Here is a 25,713-nt window from a genome sequence, read left to right on the forward strand (position 1 = left end):
GGTGTCTCGTTCAGGGATCACGGGTAGGAGCCACCTTATGAGTCAGAATACGCTGAAAGTTCATGATTTAAATGAAGACGCGGAATTTGATGAGAACGGAGTAGAGGCTTTTGACGAAAAAGCCTTAGTAGAAGAGGAACCCAGTGATAACGATTTGGCTGAAGAAGAGCTGTTATCGCAGGGTGCCACACAGCGTGTACTGGACGCGACTCAGCTTTACCTTGGGGAGATTGGTTACTCCCCACTGCTAACGGCCGAAGAAGAAGTCTATTTCGCACGTCGTGCTTTGCGTGGTGATGTTGCCTCGCGTCGTCGCATGATTGAAAGTAACCTGCGACTGGTCGTGAAAATTGCCCGCCGTTACGGCAATCGTGGTCTGGCTCTGCTGGATCTGATTGAAGAGGGCAACTTAGGTCTCATCCGCGCAGTTGAGAAATTTGACCCGGAACGCGGGTTCCGTTTCTCAACCTACGCGACCTGGTGGATTCGTCAGACCATCGAACGGGCTATTATGAACCAGACCCGTACGATCCGCCTGCCGATACACATCGTCAAAGAGTTGAACGTTTATCTGCGCACCGCGCGCGAGTTGTCCCATAAACTGGACCACGAGCCAAGCGCAGAAGAAATTGCCGAGCAACTCGATAAACCGGTTGATGACGTAAGCCGTATGCTGCGTCTCAACGAGCGCATTACCTCTGTTGACACCCCGCTGGGTGGCGACTCCGAAAAAGCGCTGCTGGACATCCTGGCCGATGAAAAAGATAACGGTCCGGAAGACACCACGCAGGACGATGACATGAAACAGAGCATCGTCAAATGGCTGTTCGAACTGAACGCCAAACAGCGTGAAGTGCTGGCACGTCGTTTCGGTTTACTGGGGTATGAAGCTGCGACACTGGAAGACGTCGGCCGCGAAATTGGCCTGACCCGTGAACGTGTTCGTCAGATTCAGGTTGAAGGTCTGCGCCGCCTGCGTGAAATCCTGCAGGGGCAAGGTCTGAATATCGAAGCGCTGTTCCGCGAATAAGCAACCTTTCGTCAAAAAAGGCCCGTCGTGAGACGGGCCTTTTTCTTTTGTGTTACGGCTGTGCCGCCGTTTCGTGCAGCAGACGCCACGTTATTTTGTCGCCTTCCTGACTGAGCACCGCGGTCGACCAGCGCACGTTGACGGGCAGGTCTGGCCGGGTTTGCGTCTCCCGGTAGTGGAGCACCGCGCCACGATCCCAACGCTGGATCGTGGATAATTCGTCAATGACGATCTTCAGTCCGGGACGGCTTCCACGCTGTTTTTCCAGAAAACTGGCCAGGCCGTTATAGTCGATCTGCACACCACCCGGCGGGATCATCAGAAAATCTGGGCTGAAGCGGGCGAGCAGGGCGTCGGGATCGCCTTCACCTTTGCCTAACCAGTCTTCAAGCGCAATGTGGAGGTCGATAATGTCGTGTTCGAAAGGCGTCATGAATTCTCCTGTCGCAGCTGATTTAGCACCTGCGTATTGTTAAGACGAAAAACGTACGGTACAGGCAGCAAGGTCATGCCTGCAGCAAAAATAAACATCCCGTGCCAGGCGGCGAGTGGTGGCAGCCAGGCCTGCGCCAGGTTCAGCACCTGCGCAAGCAGCAGGGCACCGGCAAAAAAACTCAGCTGACGATTGAGATTCCACAGCGCGCTGGCATCCGGCATCTCGTCCCGGCGCGTTGCCAGAAACGCGCTGCTCTGAGCTGTACTGCTGCACAGGCTTCCTCCCGCGCCCATCAGGGTAAACGCGACGGCAGGCAACAGCATTGACGAGCTGACGTCAATCAAAAGCAGAATACCCGCCGCCTGCAAAAGGCAGCCGATGACTATCAGCGGTCGGGGGCCGATACGGTTAAAATAACGTCCCGTCGTCGTGATGGCGATAAACGATGCTACAGACCACGGCAGCATGAGCATTCCCGTTGCGGCTGGGCTCATGTTCGCCTCGTGCTGAAGATAAAACATGCCCGTGACGTTCACCCCAATAAATATGCCGGGGACGCAAAAATAGACAAGCATTGAAAAACGCAAAAGCGGGTCCGCGAGCAAGGGCAGGTTTAGCAATCTGGCCGCGTTCATCGTGGGTTTTTCATGTTTAAGCCACAGACAGGCCAGAACAAAGGTCACGATAGCCACCGGGAGCGTGGCGAAAAAGATCCATCGCCAGCCCAGCGTCTGCACCAGCACGCCGCCGATAGCCGGGGAGCAGGCCGGGGCAAGCAACGCAACCAGCATCACTACCGAGGAGAGTCGGGCCCGCTCGTGAGGCCTGAACTGTTGCCAGGTCAGCGCCTGTCCGACGGGGATCAGTAAGCCCCCTCCCACGCCCTGAAGCACTCGCCAGGCAATCAGAGTTTCCAGCGTTGCAGACAGGCCCGCTGCAGCTGAGGCTGCGCTGAACAGAAAAAGCGAAAGCAGGATGACGCGCTTTGGCCCGATGCGGCGAGTGAGCACGCTGCTGAACGGGATCGCCAGCGTCAGACCGGCAATATACCCGTTACTGACCCAGGCAAGCGCTGATGGCGTGGCAGTAAAGGCGTGAGCCATTGCCGGAAAGGCGACGCTGGCAATAAACATGTTGATCAAATCAAGAAAAAAGCCCAGCAGATAGACAACGGCAACTTTGCTGCGATACGTCATGGTGGATCCTCCGGTGAGGTGGCGTATCGTATCGGCTCGGGAATCACGGATAAACCTGACAAAGCGCGATTTACTGTCAAAATTATTTTGACAGTATAAGGCGTAATGATGATTAACCTACAGCGAACGCAGATGTTTATCGCAGTGGCCGACACCGGCAGTTTTACGGCGGCCGCAGAGGCGATGGGGCTGACAAAAGCGGTGGTTAGCTTCAATATCCGCCAGCTTGAAGATGAGCTGGGCGTTACGCTGCTGCTGCGCTCTACCCGCCGCCTGACGTTAACCGAGGCGGGCGCGCTTTTTCATCAGCGCAGCGTGGCGCTTCTGAAGGAAGCCGAACGGCTGCAGGATGATGTCCGCGCGAATCATGCGGGACTTACCGGTGAACTGCGGATCACGACCACGCCTGAATATGGCTCCCGGGTCGTGGTGCCGCTGCTGGCCAGGTTTAGCCAGCAGCACCCCGATCTTCGCGTCCGACACGTTTCGTCGTCACTGCATGCTGACCTTATCTCGGAGCGCTTTGACGTGGCCATCCGGCTGGGGACGCTTGCCGATTCGCGCAACCACGCCGCACTGATTTCTCACTTTTCTATTCTCCCCGTCGCGACGCCCGAGTGGCTTGCGAGAAACCCTATCGAATCGATTGCGCAGCTGGCGCAGGCCGACTGGATTATTCATGAGCGCCTGGCCTCACCGCTGCGCTGGCAGGTGAAAAATGCCAGCGGCGCGCCTGAAACGCTCGAGATAAAAAAAGCGCCACGTTTGTTTGCCGACAGCGCTCAGGCCCTTATGGCTTTTGCGCTCGCAGGCGGTGGGGTGGCGTTACTGCCGGAATGGCTGGTGCGCGATTCACTTGATGCGGGAGAACTGGTCCAGGTGTTACCGGAATATACCTTTGCGCGGCAGGGCATCTATGCGGTCTATCCTGATGCCCGGCATGTCTCAGCGAAAGTGCGCACCTTTATCGATTTTATGCGCACCAGCGTGAATTAATCGTGCATCATCTTTTTGATGAGAGCCGAGAACTGCTCCCGCTCGGCCTTGTTAAGACGGCCTAAAAAGGCCTCATCAACCTCATTGCCTACCGGCTTACAGTCTGCAAGCAGGGCCTCACCTTCTGGCGTGAGGAAGACAAAGCGACGGCGCTTATCTGCAGGGTCGTGCTCGCGTTTGACCAGCCCGCGCGCCTCCATGCGGCTGAGCATTTCCGCCAGGGTCGCTTTGGTGCTGACCGCGACCTCAGTCAATGCCACCTGTTCGATGCCCGGATGCTCGGCAATAGAGCGCATCACCGCATACTGCGGCTTGGTCAGCTCCGGCAATGCATGTTGCCACCGTGCAGTATGCTGTTGAAAAAGCTGACGTAACAGGTGGAACGCCTCTTGTCTTAGTTCCATGAACACTCCGACAGAAAAAATCACCCCCTATGATAGCTGCTAAAGCCCGGGATGATAATGCGGCATTTTTTAGCATTTAGTGTGATCGTATGCGAACGATATTGTCAGAAAAAGAATTCGGGAGTAGTTTACCCATAATGTTCGCACACGAACAAAATGATTGAGGTGATGAATGAGATTGATCGTGGGAATGACGGGGGCAACGGGTGCTCCGCTTGGCGTGGCGCTGCTGCAGGCGCTACGGGAAATGCCGGAAGTGGAGACCCATCTGGTGATGTCGAAGTGGGCAAAAACCACCATTGAGCTGGAAACGCCTTACACCGCCCAGGACGTTGCTGCGCTGGCTGACGTTGTCCATAGCCCGGCAGACCAGGCCGCCACCATCTCCTCCGGTTCGTTTCGTACCGACGGCATGGTCGTCATTCCCTGCAGCATGAAAACGCTGGCCGGGATCCGCGCGGGCTATGCCGAAGGGCTGGTGGGCCGTGCGGCGGATGTGGTGCTGAAAGAGGGGCGTAAGCTGGTGCTGGTGCCCCGTGAAACGCCGCTCAGCACCATTCATCTGGAGAATATGCTTGCGCTCTCCCGCATGGGCGTGGCGATGGTGCCGCCTATGCCTGCGTATTACAACCATCCGCAAACCGCCGATGACATCACCCAGCATATTGTGACCCGCGTGCTTGACCAGTTTGGCCTGGAGCATAAAAAGGCCCGCCGCTGGAACGGGTTGCGGGAGGCGAAACATTTTTCACAGGAGAATAAAGATGGCATTTGATGATTTGAGAAGCTTCCTGCAGGCGCTCGATGAGCAAGGGCAACTGCTGAAAATTGAGGAAGAGGTAAACGCCGAGCCCGATCTGGCGGCGGCGGCCAACGCGACCGGCCGTATTGGCGACGGCGCGCCCGCGCTGTGGTTCGACAACATTCGCGGATTTACCGATGCCCGCGTGGTGATGAACACCATCGGCTCCTGGCAGAACCATGCCATTTCGATGGGGCTGCCGGCGAACACGCCGGTGAAAAAGCAGATCGACGAGTTTATTCGCCGCTGGGATAAATTCCCGATTGCGCCAGAGAGCCGCGCCAATCCGGCCTGGGCGCAGAATACGGTGGACGGCGAAGACATTAACCTGTTCGATATTCTGCCGCTGTTCCGTCTGAACGACGGAGACGGGGGTTTTTATCTCGATAAAGCGTGCGTCGTCTCGCGCGATCCACTTGACCCTGATAACTTCGGCAAGCAGAACGTTGGCATCTACCGCATGGAAGTGAAGGGCAAGCGCAAGCTCGGCCTGCAGCCGGTACCGATGCACGATATTGCTCTGCATCTGCACAAAGCCGAAGAGCGCGGCGAAGACCTGCCGATTGCCATTACCCTCGGCAACGATCCGATCATTACGCTGATGGGCGCGACGCCGCTGAAATACGATCAGTCAGAGTATGAAATGGCCGGTGCGCTGCGTGAAAGCCCGTATCCGATTGCCACCGCGCCGCTGACCGGCTTCGATGTGCCGTGGGGTTCTGAAGTGATCCTGGAAGGGGTGATTGAAGGCCGTAAACGCGAAATTGAAGGGCCGTTCGGCGAGTTTACTGGGCACTACTCCGGTGGTCGTAACATGACGGTTGTGCGTATCGACAAAGTTTCTTACCGCACCAAACCGATTTTCGAATCCCTTTATCTCGGCATGCCGTGGACCGAGATTGATTATCTGATGGGGCCAGCCACCTGCGTGCCGCTCTACCAGCAGCTGAAAGCGGAATTCCCGGAAGTGCAGGCGGTGAACGCGATGTACACCCACGGTCTGCTGGCGATTATCTCCACCAAAAAACGCTACGGCGGGTTTGCCCGCGCGGTCGGCTTGCGCGCCATGACCACGCCGCACGGCCTGGGCTACGTAAAGATGGTGATCATGGTGGATGAGGATGTCGACCCGTTCAACCTCCCGCAGGTGATGTGGGCGCTGTCATCGAAGGTCAACCCGGCAGGCGATCTGGTGCAGCTGCCGAACATGTCGGTGCTGGAACTCGATCCTGGATCCAGTCCGGCGGGCATTACCGACAAACTGATTATCGATGCGACCACGCCTGTCGCACCGGACACCCGTGGCCACTATAGCCAGCCGGTACAGGATCTGCCTGAAACCAAAGCCTGGGCTGAAAAACTGACCGCGATGCTGGCTTCACGTCAATAAGGAGGAAAAGATGATTTGTCCACGTTGTGCCGATGAGCATATTGAAGTGATGGCGACGTCGCCGGTGAAAGGGGTCTGGACCGTTTACCAGTGCCAGCATTGTTTGTATACCTGGCGCGATACCGAACCGCTGCGCCGTACCAGCCGCGAGCATTACCCTGAAGCGTTCCGCATGACGCAGAAGGATATTGACGAGGCGCCGCAGGTGCCAACGATCCCGCCGCTGCTGTAAAGACAGCCCGGTGGCGCTGCGCCACCGGGCAAAGACCGCAGAAAACTAAACCAGACTCTTCAGGCGATAAATCCACTCCAGCGCCTGACGCGGCGTCAGTGAATCCGGATCGAGGTTTTCCAGCGCTTCCACAGCAGGCGATGTCTCTTCCGCTGGCACCAGCAGCGACATCTGCGTACCATCAATCTGCGTCGCCGCCGCATTCGGTGACAGGCTTTCCAGTTCACGCAGTTTCTGACGCGCGCGCTTTATCACCTCTTTCGGTACGCCAGCCAGCGCCGCAACGGCCAGACCATAGCTTTTGCTTGCCGCGCCATCCTGCACCGTGTGCATAAAGGCGATGGTGTCGCCGTGCTCCAGCGCATCAAGGTGGACGTTAGCCACGCCTTCCATTTTCTTCGGCAACTGCGTCAGTTCGAAGTAGTGGGTGGCGAAGAGCGTCATGGCCTTGATTTTATTCGCGAGGCTTTCCGCACAGGCCCAGGCCAGCGACAGACCATCGTAGGTTGACGTTCCGCGTCCGACTTCGTCCATCAGCACCAGGCTATGCTCCGTCGCGTTATGCAGAATGTTTGCCGTTTCAGTCATTTCGACCATGAAGGTTGAGCGACCGCTCGCCAGATCGTCCGCAGCTCCAACACGGGTGAAGATACGGTCGATGGGGCCAATCTCCACGTTTTGCGCTGGAACGTAGCTGCCGATATAGGCAAGCAGGGCAATCAGCGCCGTCTGACGCATATAGGTACTCTTACCGCCCATGTTCGGACCGGTAATGATCAGCATTCTTCGCTGCGGCGACAGGCTCAGCGGGTTGGCGATGAACGGTTCGTTCAGCACCCGCTCGACCACCGGGTGACGGCCTTCAGTGATACGAATGCCTGGCTTATCGGTAAAGGTCGGGCAGGTGTAGTTCAGCGTTTCCGCACGCTCTGCGAGGTTCACCAGCACGTCCAGTTCCGCCAGCGCGCTGGCGCTCAGCTGCAGGTCGGCCAGGTGCGGCATCAGCATATCAAACAGCTCTTCATACAGCTGTTTTTCCAGCGCCAGGGCTTTCCCTTTCGAGGTGAGGACTTTGTCTTCGTACTCTTTCAGCTCGGGAATGATATAGCGTTCAGCGTTTTTCAACGTCTGGCGGCGCACGTAGTGAATCGGCGCCAGGTGGCTCTGCCCGCGGCTGATTTGAATGTAATAACCGTGAACCGCGTTATAACCCACCTTCAGAGTGTCGAGCCCAAGACGCTCGCGCTCGCGGATCTCCAGCTTATCGAGGTAGTCCGTCGCGCCGTCGGCCAGCGCGCGCCATTCGTCCAGCTCCTCGTTGTAGCCCGGAGCAATCACGCCGCCATCACGCACGAGAACCGGAGGCGCATCAATAATGGCGCGTTCAAGCAGCTCGCGGAGTTCGGTAAATTCACCCATGGTTTCGCGGAGTTTCTGTACCGGCGCGCTGTCAACGTCGCTCAGCTGCGCACGAAGTTCCGGCAGCTGCTGGAAAGCATGACGCATCCGTGCGAGATCGCGCGGTCGTGCCGTGCGCAGCGCCAGACGGGCCAGGATACGTTCCAGATCCCCCACCTGGCGCAGGACAGGCTGCAGCTCGGTATAGCGATCCTGCAGCGCGGCAATCGTCTGCTGACGACAAACCAGCGTAGCGGTATCGCGAATCGGCATATGCAGCCAGCGTTTCAGCATACGGCTGCCCATTGGCGTTACCGTATTGTCGAGGACCGACGCCAGCGTATTTTCTACGCCGCCCGCGAGGTTCTGCGTGATCTCCAGGTTACGGCGAGTGGCGGCATCCATGATGATGCTGTCCTGCTGGCGCTCCATGGTGATAGAGCGGATATGCGGCAGGGCGGTGCGCTGGGTATCTTTTACGTACTGCAGGAGGCAACCTGCCGCACACAGCCCGCGCGGGGCATTTTCAACGCCAAAGCCAATCAGATCGCGGGTGCCAAACTGCAGATTCAGCTGCTGGCGCGCGGTATCAATTTCGAATTCCCACAGCGGACGGCGGCGCAACCCGCGACGACCTTCAATCAGCGCCATTTCGGCGAAATCTTCGGCGTAGAGCAATTCTGCCGGGTTGGTGCGCTGCAGTTCGGCAGCCATCGTTTCACGATCGGCCGGTTCACTCAGACGAAAACGCCCGGAGCTGATGTCCAGCGTCGCGTAGCCAAACCCTTTGCCGTCCTGCCACAGCGCGGCCAGCAGGTTGTCCTGGCGCTCCTGAAGCAGGGCTTCATCACTGATGGTGCCAGGCGTGACGATGCGCACGACCTTGCGTTCCACCGGGCCTTTTGAGGTCGCGGGGTCGCCGATCTGTTCGCAGATGGCGACAGACTCACCCTGATTCACCAGTTTCGCCAGGTAATTTTCTACCGCGTGGTGCGGAATACCTGCCATCGGGATGGGTTCACCTGCCGATGCACCACGTTTGGTCAGCGAGATGTCGAGCAGCTGCGATGCACGCTTAGCATCGTCATAAAACAGCTCGTAAAAATCGCCCATACGGTAAAACAGCAGGATTTCCGGATGCTGTGCCTTCAGCTTCAGATACTGCTGCATCATCGGCGTATGTGCGTCGAAATTGTCGAGTGTGCTCATGGAGTTATGATGTCCATTTCTTTGAAAATAAACCGTTTTGAGCGGCTCAGAGGCCGTTTGTTCCTTCTATTGTCGCATGAAAAAAAGGTACGGCGCAGAAAAATGTCGTCGCTTTACGAGGCATCTTCCGACATTAACTCAATGACTATTTTTCCATGCTCCACGCCCACCCTGACTCGGGAATGGGTCGTAAATCCCGCCTTTTCAAGCCAGTCACCTTTTAAGCTCAGCGCCGCATGCACGCTGTAGCGCTTCGGTATCTTGGTATTGCGGTCTTCATGGCGCTTTCTGAAATATCCCACTGTTAAATGGCGATAGGGTTTGTTGATAGCGAGTTCTTGCATAGGGTCTCCCGACAACACGGATAAAAGTCATCACTAATGACTGTATAAAATACCAGTAATTGTCGGACGGTGCAGGGATAAAACTGGAATCAGGCTTCAGAAAGCCGCATGCAACAACTGAAATCCCGCATTGAAAGGTGTATTATTTTTGCACTTTATTGTTTGGTAAGTCGCTATGTCCGGTAAACGAATTTCTCGCGAAAAAGAGACCATCGCGAAAATGATCGCGCTGTATCAGAAGCAGTGTCCTCAGGCCTCTGTGGAAGACGGGCACTACCAGGCGCTGAATGCCTATGCCGATAAGCGCCTGGATAAGTGCGTTTTTGGTGAGGAAAAGCCTGCCTGTAAGCAGTGTCCGGTCCACTGCTATCAGCCTGCAAAACGCGAAGAGATGAAGCTGATTATGCGCTGGGCAGGCCCGCGTATGTTATGGCGTCACCCCATTCTGACCGTCCGCCATCTGATTGATGACCGTCGCCCCGTGCCGGAGTTGCCGGAAAAGTATCGTCCGAAAAAGTGACCGGTTCAGCTTCTGAGCGGGCGGCAAATAACGTTCAGGGCCAGCGCGCTACAGAGTGGGAAAAGGGCCAGCAGCAGCCAGGGATAAATCGCCTGCGTTGAGGGCACCAGCGCGCGATCCAGCAGGCTACCAAACAACAAGTTTCCTGCCAGTACCGCGATGCCGCCAGCGGTGGCGAGTGCGCCATAGTGCGCCCCCAGCGTGGACTCCTCGGCAAACCTCGGGATCAGATCCTTTGCCGAGGGTACCAGCAGCATCTGCCCCAGCGTCAGCAGCGTCACGAAACAGACCGACGGCAGCAGGCGCAGCCAGCCCTCAGGCGGTGCCGTCGGCGCAAACATTGCCACGCTTGCAAAGGCGGCGGAGAGGAATAAAAAGCCCACCGGCAGGATCCTCACCGCACCCACGCGCCGGGCGAATCGCGCCAGCGGCAGCTGTAAGGTGATGATCAGAACGGAGGCAAGCATAAAAAGCGGGCCGAGATCTTTCTCGTTACCGCCAGAGCGCTGGATCTCTACCGGCAGCGCCAGATAGAGCTGGTTATAGCTTAAAAGCCACGAACTGTAGGCAATGATAAAGGCGACAAAGCGGGGTTGATGAAACGTCGTCCACCAGGGCACAATTTTTAGCGTCTGTGAACGGCGGCCAGAAGCAGGCAGGCAGAAGTAGAGCACCACTAATGCAATGACAAAGACGCCTGCTCCCGCGAGAGCCACCTGACGAAAACCCAGGCCGGTTAGCAGGGCGCCGGCGACCGGGCCCAGTACCGCACCGAGTTCCCCGCAGACCGCAAACAGCGCGAACCACTCCGCCCGGCTTCGTTTACCTTTCGCCTCGCTGTGCGTGCCCGCTTTCGCCAGCAATGCCTCAATAGACGGAGAAAACAGCGCGCCGCCCACGCCTGTCAGACACGCGCCCAGTATAATCGGCCACAGCGATTCCCCGAAGGCCAGCAGCAGATAGCCTGAAACACGGACAATACAGCCGCTCAGGATAATCACTTTCGCGCCAAACCGGTCCGAGAGGGCACCACCGACGATAAACATCCCCTGCTGAGAGAATGTGCGCAGGCCGAGGATCAGCCCGATCAGCCCGCCGGAGAGCAGCATATCGTCGCGCAGGAATATCGCCAGGAAGGGGACAACGGCATAAAAGCCGATGTTAAAAACAAACTGGCTACCCAGTAAAACGGGGGGCCAGAGCGTGGTGGCAGGGCGAAGGGGCATCGTTGGTCACTCGCCCCTAAACGATAAAGTGAATGTGTTTTTTGCCATGGAACGGCGAGATCTCGATTTTGGTTTTGACCCGGAAGACGTCCCAGAGCAACGACTCGGACAGGATGTCCTGCGGCGTGCCCGTCGCCACAATTTGCCCTTTCTGCATCACAATCAGCGAGTCGCAGAACATCGAGGCGTGGTTGAGATCGTGGATAGCGACAATGCTGGTGACCGGTAATTCGCTGATCAACTGCATCAGCTGCATCTGATGATGAATGTCCAGGTGGTTTGTTGGTTCATCCAGCAGGATTTCCGTCGGGGTCTGGGCCAGCGCGCGGGCAATGTGGACGCGCTGGCGCTCACCGCCGGAGAGGCTCAGCCACCCCTGGTCGCTTTTATCCAGCATATCCACGCGCTGCAGAGCGGCGGTGACGGTTTCGTCATCGTGCGTGCTCCAGTTGGAAAAGGCGGAGTGGTGCGGAATCCGCCCGAGTTTGACCACGTCGCGCACGCGCATGTTGGCGTCAGTCATGCCGTGCTGCTCCACGAAGGCGACCCGGCGGGCCAGCTGCTTTTTGGCAATACGAGAGATGTCCTGGCCGTCCAGCGTCACACAGCCCGCATCCGGGCGACGCAGCCCCGCGAGGATACGTAAAAGAGACGATTTACCGCAGCCGTTAGGGCCAAGCAGTCCTACCGTTTCGCCCCGGGAAACCTTCAGCGAGACGTCATTAACGATGACTTTTTTGCCGACCTTCCAGGTAATATTTTCAGCGCAGATGCTCATCACTTATTCCTTGAGCGGTAGATAATCACGGCAAAGAACGGAACGCCAACCAGCGCGGTGACCACGCCGACGGGCAGGCTTTGCGGCGCAATCAGCATGCGCGAGGCAATGTCTGCCAGCACCATCAGGATCGCGCCTGCCAGCGCGCTGGCAATCAGCAGCGTGCGGTGCAGCGGCCCGAACAGGAAACGCATGACGTGCGGCACCACCAGCCCGACAAAGCCGATTGAGCCCGCCATGCTGACGATGGTTGCGGTAATCAGCGCGGTGGTGGTAAAGAGCGCCAGGCGCACCCAGGGGACAGCAATGCCCAGCGACGCCGCGGCGTCATCACCGAACGTAAAGGCATCCAGCGCCCGGGAATAGTAGAGGCACACGGCTAACCCAATCAGCACCACGACCAGTGCCAGCTGGAATTCGGGCCAGCGTACGCCGCTGAAGCTGCCCAGCAGCCAGAACATCACGTCGCGCGCCTGCTGGGCGCTGGCGGAGGTGCTAATGGTGTAGGCGGTAATGGCGTTAAAAAGCTGCGAGGCGGCAACGCCTGCCAGAATAGTACGTTCATTCCCGCCGCGCGCGCCGTTCGTCAGAAACGCGACAAACGCAAACGCGGCGAACGCCCCGGCAAAGGCCCCGGCAGAGAGCGACACCGCACCGGTACCGATCCCCAATACGACAACAGAAACCGCCCCGGTCGACGCGCCCGCGGACACGCCGAGCACGTAGGGTTCCGCCAGCGCGTTCTTCAGCAGGCTCTGCAATACGGCCCCGCAGATGGCCAGCCCCGCGCCGCAGCAGGCCGCAACCAGCGCGCGGCTCAGGCGAAAGTCCCAGATGACGCTCTCATAGATACGAGTGAGCGGAATATCGGTGAGCCCCATTTTATTGCTGATAGCGTAAAATACGTTATCCAGCGGGATGGACAGTTCGCCGACGCTGACGCTCAGCGCGATAACCAGAAATAGCAGGACAAAGGCGAGCAAACACGAGGTCGTCAGAACCAGGCTTTGCCTGGCCTGAAGAACGGCGGTGGTCATCAGTTCAGCCCCAGCTTTCTGAGCTGTTCGCCGACCTGCTCAGCCCCGTAAATCGTGCGAATCGTCGGGTTCATGGCCTGACCGTCCATCACCACGATATGACCTTTTTTCACCGCGTCCAGCTGGCTGACGGCCGGATCGCTTTTCAGGAATTTGATTTTCTCTTCCGCGTTATCCAGCGCCCAGCGGTTGCGGTCCAGGCTGGACACCACAATGACATCCGGATTGGCGGCAATAATGCTCTCCCAGCCCACGGTTGGCCATTCGGTCTCGGACGTAATGGCGTTATGACCGCCCATCAGGCTGGCGATAAACCCGGAGGGGCTATTTTTACCACCTACATAGGCGTCAGCGGAAGGGGATGAACTGGAGAACCAGAAGACAAACGAGAGGTCTTTTTTGTTCTTGCCGAATTCCTTACGCAAGTCGGCCTCGCGTTTTTTGAAATCGGCAATCACGGCCTGACCGCGGTCTTCAACGTTAAAGATTTTGGCGAAGTCCTCAATCTCCTGATAGAGATACGTCATATCCCACAGCTTCTGGCGGCTGCCGTACATATCGCCGGTGGCTTTTTTGGTCGCGCACATGCCCGGCGACACGTAGCTGTTCACGCCCAGGGTCATCAGATCGTCGCGTTTTGCGACCTTGCTTTCCGGCCCCAGCAGCAGTGGCGTCTGGGCGGGGACAAAGTCGGGATTTTGCGCAAGCACGGATTCAAGGGTAGGGATTTCGACCGTCAGGGTTTTGATTTTTGCGTTCTGTTCAGCGAGCTGCGGCAACACTTTCGTCGGCCAGAAGGCGCTGGCCTTCACCTTATCTTCCAGCCCCAGCAGGAGCAGAATTTCGACGGTATTCTGACCCAGAGCCACGACGCGTTCCGGCGCTTTGGTGAATGTCTCTTTGTAGCCACAATTTTCAATCGTCAGAGGATATGTGGTTGCCAGAGCAGAACTGACCGACGCAAGCGCCAGGCCTAACGCGCAGATGACCTTCTTCATGAAACGCTACCCTTCATTAAAATTATTTTTGATGCAAATGAAACTCATTATTAAGGCGGAATTTTATACAGAGGAAACGATTTTGTGTCAATGAGGGACAATCGCGCAGGGTAACAAAAGGCGGTGTCAGAAAAACACCGCCGGAATAAGGCCTTAAATGAGGCTCTCTTTATCAATACCGAGACGCTTCATGCGTGACAGCAGGGTGGTGCGTTTTAACCCCAGGCGCTGGGCGGCACCTTTTGGCCCGGCGACCACGCCGTTGGTCTCTTTCAGCACGCGCATAATGAGCTGATATTCATCTTCTCCCTCTTTCGCCGTCTCGGCGGCGGGCGCGATCGCGTCAGGCAGCGTCACTTCAGGCAGGGAGAGCTGCAGCACATTGCCGCGCGTCAGCAGCACCGCGCGTTCAATGACATTTTCCAGCTCGCGCACGTTGCCGGGCCATTCCATCGATGAAAGGGTACGCAACGTCTCGGCAGGAATGCTGTCGATGTTTCGCCCCATCCGGCGCGCGATCTTCGCGGTAAACGCTTTAACCAGCAGGGGGATATCTTCCGGGCGCTCGCGCAGCGGCGGCAGGAAGATCGGGAAGACGTTCAGGCGATAGTAGAGATCGCTGCGAAACTCGCGGTCGGCGACCATTTTTTTCAGGTCGCGGTTAGTCGCGGCAATCAGCCGCACGTCGGTCTGGATAAGCTTGTTGCTGCCAAGACGTTCAAACTCCTGCTCCTGCAGGACGCGCAGCAGTTTCGGCTGTAGCTCCAGCGGCATATCGCCCACTTCGTCAAGGAACAGCGAGCTTTTGTCTGCCAGCTCAAAACGGCCCAGCCGCTGGCTGCTTGCCCCGGTGAAGGCACCCCGTTCGTGGCCGAACAGGTCGCTTTCCAGCAGCCCTGCGGGCATCGCCGCGCAGTTCATCTTCACCATCCGACGGCTGTTGCGGTTGCTCAGGTTGTGGATGGCGCGGGCAATCAGCTCTTTACCTGTACCGGTTTCGCCCAGTATCAGCACCGTGCTGTCGCTTTGCGCCACCATCTCAACCTGCTTGAGCACGCTGTACATGGCGTCGCTGCGTCCGATGATTTCACCAAACTCGCTGTCCACGTTGTTGAGCTGTTCGGTCAGGGCCAGGTTTTCATCCACCAGCCGCTCTTTCAGACGGTGGATCTCCTGATAGGCGAGGGCGTTATCGAGCGCGATGGAGATACGCTCGGCGATCTGACGCAGCAGCTTCAGGTTGGCGGTGGTGAACACGCCTTCCTCGCACTGTGCCAGCTTCAGCACGCCCAGCATGGTGTTGCCGGACATCAGGGGCAGCAGGCACAGGGTCTGGATTTTGTTGCCCCAGGTGTTGAACAGCATCCGCTCGTACGGCGCGACCGGATCCTGCTCGTTGAGGTTGATCAGGAGGATCTCTTTGCTTTTGAAGACCCGTTCAGAAAGAGTGCCCGCTTCATCCACTTCGCTCTGCTCGTGCGCCGGGTTGGCTTCATCAAGATAATGCGTGGAGTAGATGTTCAGCTTGCCCTTGCGATGCCCGCGAAGCGCAATGCTTATGGCGTCGATTTTGAAATAGTGGTGGATCTCTTTCGAGACTTCGCTGACCAGCTCATCCATGTCCAGACGGGAGAGTACGGCGTTGGTGATGGCGACCAGAATGCGGAAGTTGTCGCGTTCGCGGCTGAGCAGGTCGTAATCCACGTTATTGGTCACTCGGCTTTGGATCTGCTCCGCGACGACGGCCACTATCTGGGTAAAGGTGTGCAGGCGCTCGTATTCCGCCTCGCTCCAGGGCTGGTCGGTCGTGCGGATAAACTCGCATCCGCCAAAAATCTGGCCCTCTGCAGCCAGCGGCAGCATGCAGTAATGCCCGAACGGCTGATAGAGGTTGCTCTCCGCGAGCCGCGGCCACGCCTGTTGAAATTCCGCAAAGTTGCAGTGCAGCACTTCAGGTCTGGAGAGAATGCGGCGTACCGGGCCATGCGCGAGGTACGTTTCGTCTTCGTATTCAAACGTTTTGCCATTATCACGCGTTGAGAAGTAGCTCGCGCGCTGCGTTCCGCTATGCCAGAGCACAATCGCGGCGCTGTCCGCCAGCGCCGATTGCCTGACCAGCCGCGTCAGGGCATCGCTCAGCGCGCCGAGATCGGGTTGCTGTAAAAGTGTGCGCGTAATGTCAAACAGACCCTGCTGTCCAAGATCGCTCATCGGTGTATACGGCATAGTGCTTTCCAGTAGAAACGAGCAAAAAAAAATCCATGCTGGCCGCTTGTGGCGCGGCCTAGCAAATACGGGGTAAGGGTTCAGCGTGCGGCAGATCCAGCGTGCGCTTCACGCCATAAAGTCCGGTCAGGCGCACCCCTTTGCGCTCAACCACTTCACCAATCATCGCCGCCTCTTTTCCTGACGGATGAGCCTGCAGCTGTTCAAGAACGGCTTTTGCCGCGGCTCGTTCAACGCCAATCACCAGCTTGCCTTCGTTTGCAAAGTTGAGCGGGTCCAGACCCAGCAGTTCGCAAAGCCCGCGAACGGCGGGCTTAACGGGCAGGCTGCGCTCGGTAAGTTCAATCCCGTACCCGCAGCTTGCCGCAAACTCGTGAACCACGGCATTCACGCCGCCTCGCGTGGCGTCACGCAGGGCCTTCACGCCGGGAATACCGCGCAACGTCTGAATCAGCGGGGTGAGTACCGCGCAGTCGCTGCGCAGTTCGCCGTCCAGCCCCAGGCCTTCGCGCAGGTTCAGGATGGTCGCCCCGTGGCAGCCCAGCGTTCCGCTCACGATCAGCACGTCGCCCACGCTGAGGCGCTGCGCGCCCCAGTGAATATCGGCGGGGATCGCGCCCATGCCGGCGGTATTGATAAACAGCTTGTCGGCCGCGCCGCGCTGCACCACTTTGGTGTCGCCGGTGACGATAGCTATTCCCGCCTCGCGCGCGGTCTGCGCCATGCTGTTGACCACGGCCGCGAGCGTCTCCATCGGTAATCCCTCTTCAAGGATAAACCCGCAGGAGAGGTAGCGCGGAACGGCGCCGCTGACGGCGACGTCGTTCGCCGTGCCGCAGACGGCGAGCTTGCCGATATCGCCGCCCGGGAAGAACAGCGGGTCAATGACGTAGCTGTCGGTGGAGAAGGCCAGTCTATCGCCCTGGGCGGTGAGGGTGGCGAGGTCAATGCGCGCCTGGTCTTCCTGTTCGGCGAGCCAGGGGTTGTTAAAGGCCTCCATAAACAGCCGGTTAATCAGCTGCTGCATCGCCTGTCCGCCGCTGCCGTGCGCCATTTCAACCGTATTCATGCTTCGCTCTCCTGGTTGCGATACTGATACCACGCGGCACACGCCCCTTCGGAGGAGACCATCAGCGCGCCAAAGGCCGTTTGCGGGTTACAGGTATTGCCAAATAACGGGCACTGATGCGGTTTGCATTTGCCGGTGAGCACCTCGCCGCAGCGGGCACGGGGATCGTCGCAAACCTGCTGCGGCTGCGGGCGGAAATGCGCTTCGGCGTCGAACGCGCGATAGGCTGGCGTCAGGCGCACGCCGGATTCGGCAATCAGCCCCAGACCACGCCACTCGCTGTCGCCCTCAACGCTAAATACGTCGGCTATCGCCTGCTGCGCCCGTTCATTTCCCGCATCCGGCACCACGCGGCGGTACTGGTTTTCGACCGCGCTCAGGGCCGCTATTTTCTGCTCAACCAGCATGATGACACCTTGCAGTAGATCAAGTGGTTCGAAACCAGCGACCACTAACGGACGATTGTACTGTTCAGCGATAAAACCGTAGGCGTCTGTGCCAATCACCATGCTGACATGCCCCGGTGCCAGAAAGGCGTCAATGCCGTTTCCCGGCTCTTCCAGCAGGCTGCGCAGGGTGGGGATGAGCGTAATGTGCTGGCAGAAGAAGAAAAAATTCTCGACGCCGCGCGCTTTCGCCTGCTGCAGCGTGATGGCGGTGGCGGGCATGGTGGTTTCAAACCCCAGACCAAAAAATACCACCTCACGGGTGGGGTTACGCGCTGCCAGCGTCAGGGCATCCATCGGCGAATAGACGATCCGGATGTCTGCGCCGCGCGCTTTCGCCTGCAGCAGCGAACCATTTTTCCCCGGCACGCGCATCGCGTCGCCAAAGGTGCAGAAAATGACGTCGGGCTGGCTGGCAATTTCAATACAGCTGTCGATGCGCCCCATCGGCAGCACGCAGACCGGGCAGCCGGGGCCGTGGATAAACTCAATGTTTTCCGGCAACAGCTGGTCGAGGCCAAATTTGAAGATGGCGTGCGTGTGCCCGCCGCACACCTCCATGATCCGCAGCGGCCTTTCTTTCGTGTAGTCCAGCCGCGCTGCGCGCGTTTTCAGGTGGCCGATAAGCTGCAGCACCTGCTCCGGCGCGCGGTATTCATCAACGTAACGCATGATTATCGCTCCTCGCCGTACAGCAGCGCGCCCACGTCAGGCTCCACGTCGAACATATTTTGCAGGGCGTCGAGCGTGTCGCGGGCTTCCGCTTCGTTAATCACGCTCATGGCAAACCCCACGTGGACCAGCACCCACTGGCCGAGACGCGATGCGCCGCTCTCATCGGTGGTGCCCACCAGCGTCAGGTCGACATCGCGCAGGATGCCGCAGACCTCGACTTTGGCCTGATTACCGTCGATGGCGTGAATTTGTCCCGGTACGCCTATGCACATCGTTCGCTCTCCAGCCAGCGTAACCAGCCGTCCATGCCGTCGCCGCGCGTGGCGGAGACCAGCAGGATCTCAATATCCGGATTCACGTCGCGGGCATACGCCACGCACTTATCCACGTCGAAATTCAGGTACGGCAGCAGGTCGACTTTGTTCAGCAGCATGATGGACGCGGCGGCAAACATGTGCGGGTACTTCAGCGGTTTATCTTCGCCTTCGGTCACCGAAAGCACCGCAACCTTGTGTCGTTCGCCAAGATCGAAGCTCGCCGGGCAGACCAGGTTGCCGACGTTTTCAATAAACAGGATGCCGTTATCCGCCAGCGGCAGGCGCGGGGCAGCGTCGGCAATCATCTGCGCATCGAGGTGGCAGCCTTTACCGGTGTTGACCTGAATCGCCGGGGTGCCGGTTTCGCGAATGCGCGCCGCATCGTTAACGGTTTGCTGGTCGCCTTCGATCACCGCGCAGGAGACAAGCCCGTTCAGGCGCTTGAGCGTTTCGGTCAGTAGCGTGGTTTTGCCGGAGCCGGGGCTGGAGACAAGGTTCAGCGCCAGCTGTTTGCGGGTGGCAAAGCGGGCGCGGTTGCGGGTGGCGATCTGGTTATTCTTGTCCAGCACGTTGATTTCCACCTCCAGCATCTGGCGCTGGCTCATGCCCGGCGCGTGAGTGCCCGCTTCGCCGTGGCCGTAATGCAGGTCGCCCGCATCGGAGCGTTGCGGCGCAAAGGTAATGCCGGTCAGGGCTGCCGCAGGGCGCGGTGCGGGGGAAAAGGGCGCGGAGCGAAACGCGGAGTGGGGGCGGTGTTCATCCCCTTCTATATACAGGTTGCCTTCGGCGCAACCGCAGGTACTACACATACTTTACTCCTTCTCGATTTCGAGGCGTTGGATCTGCATGCCGTCATCCGCCACGATGCGCAGACCGGTGCTCTGACACTGCGGGCAGCGCTGTACCTTTGATGACACCAGGGTGACGTACTGCTGGCACTGCTCGCACCAGCACTCCGCCTGCTGTTCTTCAATATGCAGTTCGCAGCCTTCCGCCAGCGTGCCGCGGCAGACCAGCTCAAAACAGAAGGTCAGGGCGCTGGTCTCGACGCAGGAAAATGCTCCGACCTTCAGCCAGACGCCGGTGACGCGTTTCGCGTGGTTTTGCACTGCCTGCTGTTCGATAAGTTCAAGAGCCCGCTGGCAGAGGGTGATTTCGTGCATGACGCCTCCTCAATGAATTGCCCCGGTAATGCAATAACGGTGCCAGCTCGATTTTTGTCAGGGCGTGACGATGTCAACGCTGTCGAAATGACACGTCGACACCGCGATGTTGACAGCGATTCGTAAGATAAACGTATTGAAAATCATAAAGATAAAAACTGGCATGGAATCTGCTTAACAGCCGCTATCTCCATTAACCGGATACCTTCTATGACTATTTGGGAAATCAGCGAAAAAGCGGATTACATCGCGCAGCGTCATCAACAGTTACAGGACCAGTGGCACCTTTACTGCAACTCTCTGGTTCAGGGCATTACCTTGTCGAAAGCGCGTCTTCACCACGCGATGAGCTGCGCGGCGCAGGGCGACATGCGCTTCGTCCTGTTCGGCCATTTCACCATCAACGTTACCCTGGCGGACAACTTCAACAGCCACACCATTGAGTACTACCTCGAGACAAAAGACGGCGAAAAACAGTGTATTGCGAAGGCGCAGCTGATGGCGGATGGCATGGTGGACGGCCACGTCAGCAACCGCGATCGCCAGCAGGTGCTGGAACACTATCTGGAAAAAATCGCGCCGGTTTATAACGGCCTGTACGCCGCCGTTGAGCACGATCTTCCTGTCAACCTGAAGCAGCTGATGGACGGAAATGCCTCAGCGAACGTGGCCTGACCCATGCGTGTCGAGAAGTGTCGATAAGACAGCTTTTCGACAAAAATGACTATCACCAGAGGATAACCCGGTGAACCGTTTTGTAATTGCTGACTCGACGGTCTGCATTGGCTGTCGAACCTGTGAGGCGGCGTGTTCGGAAACGCATCGCCTGCATGGGCTGCAGTCCATGCCGCGCCTGCACGTCATGCGCAATGAAAAAGAGTCTGCCCCGCAGCTCTGCCATCACTGTGAGGATGCCCCGTGCGCGGGTGTCTGTCCTGTAAATGCCATCACCCGCGTGGATGGCGCTGTCCAGCTGAACGAAAGCCTGTGCGTAAGCTGCAAGCTGTGCGGCATTGCCTGCCCGTTCGGCGCGATTGAGTTTTCCGGCAGCCGACCGCTGCATATCCCGGCGAATGCCAACTCGCCAAAAGCCCCGCCCGCGCCGCCGGCGCCTGCGCGCGTAAGCTCGCTTTTGGACTGGGTGCCCGGCATCCGTGCCGTTGCGGTGAAATGCGACCTTTGCAGCTTCGATGATCAGGGCCCGGCCTGCGTGCGCACCTGCCCGACTAAAGCGTTGATTCTGGTTAACATTCGCGACATCGCCCGTACCAGCAAGCGCAAACGCGAGCTGACCATCAACAGTGATTTTGGCGACCTTTCTCTGCTACAGGCGCTTAACGAGGGGGTGAAATGAACGCGGTGATGATGATTACCAGCGCGGTAGCCTGTTTTGCGGCCGCCGCCGTTCTGGCGCCGATCTTCTCATTCCATAAAACCCTGAGCGGCGCGATCGCCGGGCTCGGCGGGGCGGTCGCTAGCCTGATGACGCTGGCGGCAGGCGGCGTTGTTCTGCTCGGCGGCCAGTCGGCAGAGACCGTGATGCCGCTGATTCGCCACACCGTTGAGATCACGCCGCTGAACGCCATCTGGCTGGTGACGTTTGGCCTGTGCGGGGTGTTTATCAGCCTGTTCAATATCGACTGGCACCGCCACCCGCACGCTAAAGCCAACGGCCTGCTGGTTAACCTGCTGATGGCGACGGCGGTCTGCACCGTGACCGCCAGCAACCTCGGCGCGCTGGTGGTGATGGCGGAGATCATGGCGCTGTGCGGCGTGTTCCTGACGGGCTGTAGCGCCTCCGGCAAGCTGTGGTTTGCGCTGGGACGCCTCGGAACGCTGCTGCTGGCGCTGGCCTGCTGGCTGGTGTGGCAGCGCTTCGGCACGCTGGATTTCGCTGTGCTCAACGGGCATCCGCTGGGCAATGACGTCTGGCTGCTGGGCGTGATCGGCTTTGGCCTGCTCGCCGGCATCATTCCGCTGCACGGCTGGGTGCCGCAGGCGCATGCGGATGCCTCCGCGCCCGCCGCCGCGCTGTTTTCTGTGGTGGTGATGAAGGTCGGTCTGTTCGGGATTCTGGCGATTACGCTGACCGGCGGCCAGCCGCCGCTGTGGTGGGGCGTTGTGCTGCTGGTCGCCGGCATGATTACGGCGTTCGTCGGTGGCCTGTACGCCCTGATGGAGCACAATATCCAGCGTCTTCTGGCGTACCACACGCTGGAGAATATCGGCATCATCCTGCTCGGCATTGGCGCGGGCGTGACCGGGCTGGCGCTCAACCAGCCGGCGCTGATTGCGGCCGGTTTTATCGGCGGTCTTTATCACCTCGTCAACCACAGCCTGTTTAAAAGCACGCTGTTCCTCGGCGCGGGAAGCGTCTGGTTCCGCACCGGCCATCGGGATATCGAAAAGCTCGGTGGGATTGGCAAAAAGATGCCGGTGATTTCACTGGCGATGCTGGTCGGGCTGATGGCGATGGCCGCGCTGCCGCCGCTGAACGGCTTTGCCGGGGAGTGGGTGATCTATCAGTCCTTCTTCGCCCTCGGTCAGAGCGATGCGTTTATCGCTCGTCTGCTGGGGCCGCTGCTGGCGGTCGGGCTGGCGATTACCGGGGCGCTGGCGGTGATGTGCATGGCGAAAGTCTACGGCGTGACCTTCCTCGGTGCGCCGCGCACCCGCGAAGCGGAAAACGCCTGCTGCGCACCGTTGTTGATGGGCGTGAGCGTGGTCGCGCTGGCGCTGTGCTGCATTGCGGGCGGCGTCGCTGCGCCGTGGCTGCTACCGCTGCTGGGCAACGCCATTCCGCTGCCGCTGACCGTGGCGAATACCACCGTCTCTCAGCCAATGATTGCGCTGCTGCTGATTGGCGCACCGCTGCTACCGCTCATCCTGATGATGTTCTTCAAACGCGACCGGCTCGCCTCCCGCTCGCGCGGTGCGGCGTGGGCCTGCGGCTACGAACACGAACAGTCGATGGTCATTACCGCCCACGGTTTCGCCATGCCGGTAAAAGAAAACTTTGCCGCCGTGCTGAAGCTGCGCCACTGGCTGAACCCGGTCGGCTGGGTACCCGGCTGGCAGAGCGCTGCCGCACCCGCGCTGTTCCGCCGTCTGGCGCTGATCGAACTGGCGGTGCTGGTGGTCATTGTGATTTCACAAGGAGCCTGACATGAGTCTGTTACTGGCAATTCTTCAGGCGCTGGTGTTGTTCGCCGTGGCGCCGCTGCTGTCGGGCATCACGCGCGTGGCGCGCGCCCGGATGCACAACCGTCGCGGCCCTGGTGTGCTCCAGGAGTATCGCGATCTCTTCAAGCTGTTTTCTCGCCAGAGCGTGGCGCCGGATGCCGCAGGCTGGGTCTTCCGTCTGACGCCGTTTGTGATGGTGGGCGTGATGCTGACCATCGCCACCGCGCTGCCGGTGGTGACGGTGGCGTCGCCGCTGCCGGCGCTCGGCGATCTGATCACGCTTATCTACCTCTTCGCTATCGCCCGCTTCTTCTTTGCCATCGCGGGCCTGGACACCGGGAGCCCGTTTACCGGCATCGGTGCCAGCCGCGAGGCGATGCTCGGCGTGCTGGTTGAGCCGATCCTGCTGCTGGGGCTGTGGGTTGCCGCGCAGGTTGCGGGCTCCACCCACATCAGCTTTATCACCCACGCCGTCTCCCACTGGCCGGTTGCCCGCTCCATTCCGCTGGTGCTGGCGCTGTGCGCCTGCGCGTTCGCCACCTTTATCGAGATGGGCAAACTGCCGTTCGATCTGGCGGAAGCCGAGCAGGAACTGCAGGAAGGGCCGCTCACCGAGTACAGCGGCTACGGCTTTGCGGTGCTGAAGTGGGGCATTAGCCTCAAACAGCTGGTGGTGCTGCAGATGTTTGTCGGCGTCTTCTTCCCGTGGGGGCAGATGACGCACTTCTCCGCGGGCGGTCTGCTGCTGGCCGTCGTGTTTGCCGCCCTCAAGCTGCTGGTCGGCGTGCTGGTAATTGCCCTGTTCGAAAACAGCATGGCGCGTCTGCGTTTTTTGGAAACGTCCCGCATCACCTGGGCCGGGTTTGGTTTTGCATTTTTAGCGTTCGTCTCCTTGCTGGTGGCGTGATTAAAGAGAGTATTTATGTCTGAAGAAAAGAAAGGTCAGCAGTATCTCGCCGCATTGCATCAGGCTTTCCCCGGCGTGGTGCTGGAGGAGTCCTGGCAAACCAAAGACCAGATAACCGTCACCATTAAGGTGAACTATCTGCCGGAAGTGGTGGAGTTTCTCTACTACCAGCAGGGCGGCTGGCTGTCGGTGCTGTTCGGTAACGACGAGCGCCAGCTGTGCGGCAACTACGCGGTGTACTACGTGATGTCTATGGAGCAGGGCGAAAAGTGCTGGCTCACCGTGCGCGTCGAAGTCGACCCGGCTAAGCCAGAATACCCGTCCGTCACGCCCCGCGTGCCCGCTGCCGTCTGGGGCGAGCGTGAAGTGCGCGACATGTACGGTCTGGTGCCGGTCGGCCTGCCGGACGAGCGCCGCCTGGTGCTGCCTGACGACTGGCCGGACGAGCTCTATCCGCTGCGCAAAGACAGCATGGACTACCGCCAGCGTCCGGCCCCAACTACCGACAGCGAAACCTACGAGTTCATCAACGAGCTAGGCAGCAAGAAGAACAACGTGGTGCCGATCGGCCCGCTGCACGTCACCTCCGACGAGCCGGGCCACTTCCGCCTGTTCGTCGATGGCGAAAACATTATCGACGCCGACTACCGTCTGTTCTACGTCCACCGCGGGATGGAAAAGCTGGCGGAAACCCGCATGGGCTACAACGAAGTGACCTTCCTCTCTGACCGCGTGTGCGGCATCTGCGGCTTCGCCCACAGCACCGCCTACACTACCTCGGTGGAGAACGGCATGGGGATCGTGGTGCCGGAACGCGCGCAGATGATCCGCGCCATTCTGCTTGAGGTGGAGCGCCTGCACTCGCACCTGCTGAACCTCGGCCTGGCCTGTCACTTCGTCGGGTTTGATTCCGGGTTTATGCAGTTCTTCCGCGTGCGCGAAGCGTCGATGAAGATGGCGGAGATCCTCACCGGGGCGCGCAAAACGTACGGTCTGAACCTGATCGGCGGGATCCGTCGCGACCTGCTGAAAAACGACATGATCCAGACCCGCCAGCTGGCGCAGCAGATGCGCCGCGACGTGCAGGAGCTGGTGGATATGCTGCTCAGCACGCCAAACATCGAGCAGCGCACCGTCGGCATCGGCCGTCTTGACCCGGAAATTGCCCGCGACTTCAGCAACGTCGGCCCGATGGTGCGCGCCAGCGGCCACGCCCGCGACACCCGTGCCGATCACCCGTTCGTTGGCTACGGCCTGCTGCCGATGACCGTGCACAGCGAGCAGGGCTGCGACGTCATCTCTCGCCTCAAGGTGCGCATCAACGAGGTGTTCACGGCGCTGAACATGATCGACTACGGCCTTGATAACCTGCCTGGCGGCCCGCTGATGGTGGAGGGCTTCACCTACATTCCGAACCGCTTTGCCCTCGGCTTTGCCGAAGCGCCGCGCGGGGACGACATTCACTGGAGCATGACCGGCGACAACCAGAAGCTTTACCGCTGGCGCTGCCGTGCGGCGACCTACGCCAACTGGCCAACCCTGCGTTACATGCTGCGCGGCAACACGGTTTCCGATGCGCCGCTGATCATCGGCAGCCTCGACCCGTGCTACTCCTGCACCGACCGCATGACAGTCGTCGACGTGCGCAAGAAGAAAAGCCAGGTGGTGCCGTACAAAGAGCTTGAGCGCTACAGCATCGAGCGTAAGAACTCGCCGCTGAAATAAGGATTA

At 59.1% G+C, this 25,713-nt stretch carries 26 protein-coding genes; 11 read left to right on the forward strand and 15 right to left on the reverse strand.

Annotated elements, in window-relative coordinates:
* Positions 1–37 precede the first annotated feature (37 nt).
* Positions 38–1,030 (forward strand): RNA polymerase sigma factor RpoS, encoded by a 993-nt coding sequence (gene rpoS, locus F0319_RS08150; protein WP_008499600.1) that lies wholly within the window; start codon positions 38–40, stop codon positions 1,028–1,030.
* Between the two features lie 52 nt (positions 1,031–1,082).
* On the opposite strand, the gene F0319_RS08155 is transcribed toward rpoS, so the two are convergent.
* Positions 1,083–1,463, reverse strand: a complete 381-nt coding sequence (locus F0319_RS08155; RefSeq protein ID WP_149366644.1) for a DUF4440 domain-containing protein — start codon at positions 1,461–1,463, stop codon at positions 1,083–1,085.
* The gene (locus F0319_RS08160; protein ID WP_149366645.1) at positions 1,460–2,662 is read right to left on the reverse strand and encodes an MFS transporter; all 1,203 of its coding nucleotides are present in this window, start codon (positions 2,660–2,662) and stop codon (positions 1,460–1,462) included. The genes F0319_RS08155 and F0319_RS08160 overlap by 4 nt, the downstream gene beginning before the upstream one ends.
* Before the next feature lie 108 nt (positions 2,663–2,770).
* On the opposite strand from F0319_RS08160, the gene F0319_RS08165 reads away from it, so the two are divergent.
* Positions 2,771–3,658: a LysR family transcriptional regulator gene (locus F0319_RS08165; protein WP_149366689.1), complete on the forward strand. Its 888-nt coding sequence runs from the start codon at positions 2,771–2,773 to the stop codon at positions 3,656–3,658.
* Here the strand turns inward: F0319_RS08165 and F0319_RS08170 are convergent.
* On the reverse strand, positions 3,655–4,062 hold the full coding sequence (locus F0319_RS08170) for a MarR family winged helix-turn-helix transcriptional regulator (RefSeq protein ID WP_149366646.1): 408 nt from the start codon (positions 4,060–4,062) through the stop codon (positions 3,655–3,657). The genes F0319_RS08165 and F0319_RS08170 overlap by 4 nt on opposite strands.
* A gap of 172 nt (positions 4,063–4,234) precedes the next feature.
* On the opposite strand from F0319_RS08170, the gene F0319_RS08175 reads away from it, so the two are divergent.
* The 3 genes from F0319_RS08175 to F0319_RS08185 are packed head-to-tail and all read left to right on the forward strand — an operon-like array spanning position 4,235 to position 6,486.
* On the forward strand, positions 4,235–4,837 hold the full coding sequence (locus F0319_RS08175; RefSeq protein WP_149366647.1) for a non-oxidative hydroxyarylic acid decarboxylases subunit B: 603 nt from the start codon (positions 4,235–4,237) through the stop codon (positions 4,835–4,837).
* A complete protein-coding gene (locus F0319_RS08180; protein WP_149366648.1) occupies positions 4,827–6,254 on the forward strand; it encodes a non-oxidative hydroxyarylic acid decarboxylases subunit C in 1,428 nt (475 codons plus the stop codon). The genes F0319_RS08175 and F0319_RS08180 overlap by 11 nt, the downstream gene beginning before the upstream one ends.
* A gap of 10 nt (positions 6,255–6,264) precedes the next feature.
* Positions 6,265–6,486 carry a non-oxidative hydroxyarylic acid decarboxylases subunit D gene (locus F0319_RS08185; RefSeq protein WP_003862116.1) on the forward strand — a complete coding sequence of 74 codons (222 nt, stop codon included), beginning with the start codon at positions 6,265–6,267 and terminating at the stop codon, positions 6,484–6,486.
* A gap of 45 nt (positions 6,487–6,531) precedes the next feature.
* Here F0319_RS08185 and mutS read toward each other — a convergent pair whose 3' ends face one another.
* Together mutS and F0319_RS08195 are read right to left on the reverse strand one after the other, a co-directional pair.
* Positions 6,532–9,093 (reverse strand): DNA mismatch repair protein MutS, encoded by a 2,562-nt coding sequence (mutS, locus tag F0319_RS08190; protein WP_149366649.1) that lies wholly within the window; start codon positions 9,091–9,093, stop codon positions 6,532–6,534.
* A 113-nt stretch (positions 9,094–9,206) separates the two neighbouring features.
* Positions 9,207–9,437 carry a SymE family type I addiction module toxin gene (locus F0319_RS08195; RefSeq protein ID WP_008499591.1) on the reverse strand — a complete coding sequence of 77 codons (231 nt, stop codon included), beginning with the start codon at positions 9,435–9,437 and terminating at the stop codon, positions 9,207–9,209.
* A 175-nt stretch (positions 9,438–9,612) separates the two neighbouring features.
* On the opposite strand from F0319_RS08195, the gene F0319_RS08200 reads away from it, so the two are divergent.
* Positions 9,613–9,957 (forward strand): nitrous oxide-stimulated promoter family protein, encoded by a 345-nt coding sequence (locus F0319_RS08200; RefSeq protein ID WP_111965467.1) that lies wholly within the window; start codon positions 9,613–9,615, stop codon positions 9,955–9,957.
* A gap of 5 nt (positions 9,958–9,962) precedes the next feature.
* On the opposite strand, the gene F0319_RS08205 is transcribed toward F0319_RS08200, so the two are convergent.
* From F0319_RS08205 to hypA, 10 genes are all read right to left on the reverse strand, one after another.
* The gene (locus F0319_RS08205; RefSeq protein ID WP_111965468.1) at positions 9,963–11,183 is read right to left on the reverse strand and encodes an MDR family MFS transporter; all 1,221 of its coding nucleotides are present in this window, start codon (positions 11,181–11,183) and stop codon (positions 9,963–9,965) included.
* A gap of 16 nt (positions 11,184–11,199) precedes the next feature.
* On the reverse strand, positions 11,200–11,961 hold the full coding sequence (eitC, locus tag F0319_RS08210) for a siderophore ABC transporter ATP-binding protein EitC (RefSeq protein WP_008499588.1): 762 nt from the start codon (positions 11,959–11,961) through the stop codon (positions 11,200–11,202).
* Complete coding sequence (locus tag F0319_RS08215) at positions 11,961–12,998, reverse strand: FecCD family ABC transporter permease (protein WP_149366650.1); 1,038 nt, start codon at positions 12,996–12,998, stop codon at positions 11,961–11,963. Before F0319_RS08215 ends, eitC begins: the two co-directional genes overlap by 1 nt.
* On the reverse strand, positions 12,998–13,996 hold the full coding sequence (gene eitA, locus F0319_RS08220) for a siderophore ABC transporter substrate-binding protein EitA (RefSeq protein WP_149366651.1): 999 nt from the start codon (positions 13,994–13,996) through the stop codon (positions 12,998–13,000). The genes F0319_RS08215 and eitA overlap by 1 nt, the downstream gene beginning before the upstream one ends.
* A gap of 153 nt (positions 13,997–14,149) precedes the next feature.
* Positions 14,150–16,222 carry a formate hydrogenlyase transcriptional activator FlhA gene (flhA, locus tag F0319_RS08225; RefSeq protein WP_149366652.1) on the reverse strand — a complete coding sequence of 691 codons (2,073 nt, stop codon included), beginning with the start codon at positions 16,220–16,222 and terminating at the stop codon, positions 14,150–14,152.
* Between the two features lie 58 nt (positions 16,223–16,280).
* Positions 16,281–17,291 carry a hydrogenase expression/formation protein HypE gene (hypE, locus tag F0319_RS08230; protein ID WP_149366653.1) on the reverse strand — a complete coding sequence of 337 codons (1,011 nt, stop codon included), beginning with the start codon at positions 17,289–17,291 and terminating at the stop codon, positions 16,281–16,283.
* A complete protein-coding gene (gene hypD, locus F0319_RS08235; protein ID WP_149366654.1) occupies positions 17,288–18,409 on the reverse strand; it encodes a hydrogenase formation protein HypD in 1,122 nt (373 codons plus the stop codon). Before hypD ends, hypE begins: the two co-directional genes overlap by 4 nt.
* A gap of 2 nt (positions 18,410–18,411) precedes the next feature.
* Positions 18,412–18,684 carry a HypC/HybG/HupF family hydrogenase formation chaperone gene (locus F0319_RS08240; protein ID WP_111965475.1) on the reverse strand — a complete coding sequence of 91 codons (273 nt, stop codon included), beginning with the start codon at positions 18,682–18,684 and terminating at the stop codon, positions 18,412–18,414.
* Positions 18,675–19,538 (reverse strand): hydrogenase nickel incorporation protein HypB, encoded by an 864-nt coding sequence (gene hypB, locus F0319_RS08245; protein WP_149366655.1) that lies wholly within the window; start codon positions 19,536–19,538, stop codon positions 18,675–18,677. The genes F0319_RS08240 and hypB overlap by 10 nt, the downstream gene beginning before the upstream one ends.
* A 3-nt stretch (positions 19,539–19,541) precedes the next feature.
* Entirely contained in the window at positions 19,542–19,892 is a 351-nt protein-coding gene (hypA, locus tag F0319_RS08250; protein WP_047173498.1) for a hydrogenase maturation nickel metallochaperone HypA, read from the reverse strand.
* Between the two features lie 210 nt (positions 19,893–20,102).
* On the opposite strand from hypA, the gene hycA reads away from it, so the two are divergent.
* The 5 genes from hycA to hycE all read left to right on the forward strand — a co-directional run bounded on the left by hycA (position 20,103) and on the right by hycE (position 25,707).
* The gene (hycA, locus tag F0319_RS08255; protein WP_032653166.1) at positions 20,103–20,567 is read left to right on the forward strand and encodes a formate hydrogenlyase regulator HycA; all 465 of its coding nucleotides are present in this window, start codon (positions 20,103–20,105) and stop codon (positions 20,565–20,567) included.
* A 70-nt stretch (positions 20,568–20,637) separates the two neighbouring features.
* Positions 20,638–21,246 carry a 4Fe-4S dicluster domain-containing protein gene (locus F0319_RS08260; RefSeq protein ID WP_149366656.1) on the forward strand — a complete coding sequence of 203 codons (609 nt, stop codon included), beginning with the start codon at positions 20,638–20,640 and terminating at the stop codon, positions 21,244–21,246.
* A complete protein-coding gene (gene hycC, locus F0319_RS08265) occupies positions 21,243–23,057 on the forward strand; it encodes a formate hydrogenlyase subunit 3 (protein WP_149366657.1) in 1,815 nt (604 codons plus the stop codon). Before F0319_RS08260 ends, hycC begins: the two co-directional genes overlap by 4 nt.
* A 1-nt stretch (position 23,058) precedes the next feature.
* Complete coding sequence (locus tag F0319_RS08270) at positions 23,059–23,982, forward strand: respiratory chain complex I subunit 1 family protein (RefSeq protein WP_149366658.1); 924 nt, start codon at positions 23,059–23,061, stop codon at positions 23,980–23,982.
* Positions 23,983–23,997: 15 nt separating this feature from the next.
* A complete protein-coding gene (hycE, locus tag F0319_RS08275) occupies positions 23,998–25,707 on the forward strand; it encodes a formate hydrogenlyase subunit HycE (protein WP_149366659.1) in 1,710 nt (569 codons plus the stop codon).
* The last annotated feature ends 6 nt before the right edge of the window (positions 25,708–25,713 follow it).

Origin of the sequence: Enterobacter vonholyi, assembly GCF_008364555.1 — a bacterium.
Classification (GTDB): Bacteria; Pseudomonadota; Gammaproteobacteria; order Enterobacterales; family Enterobacteriaceae; genus Enterobacter; species Enterobacter vonholyi.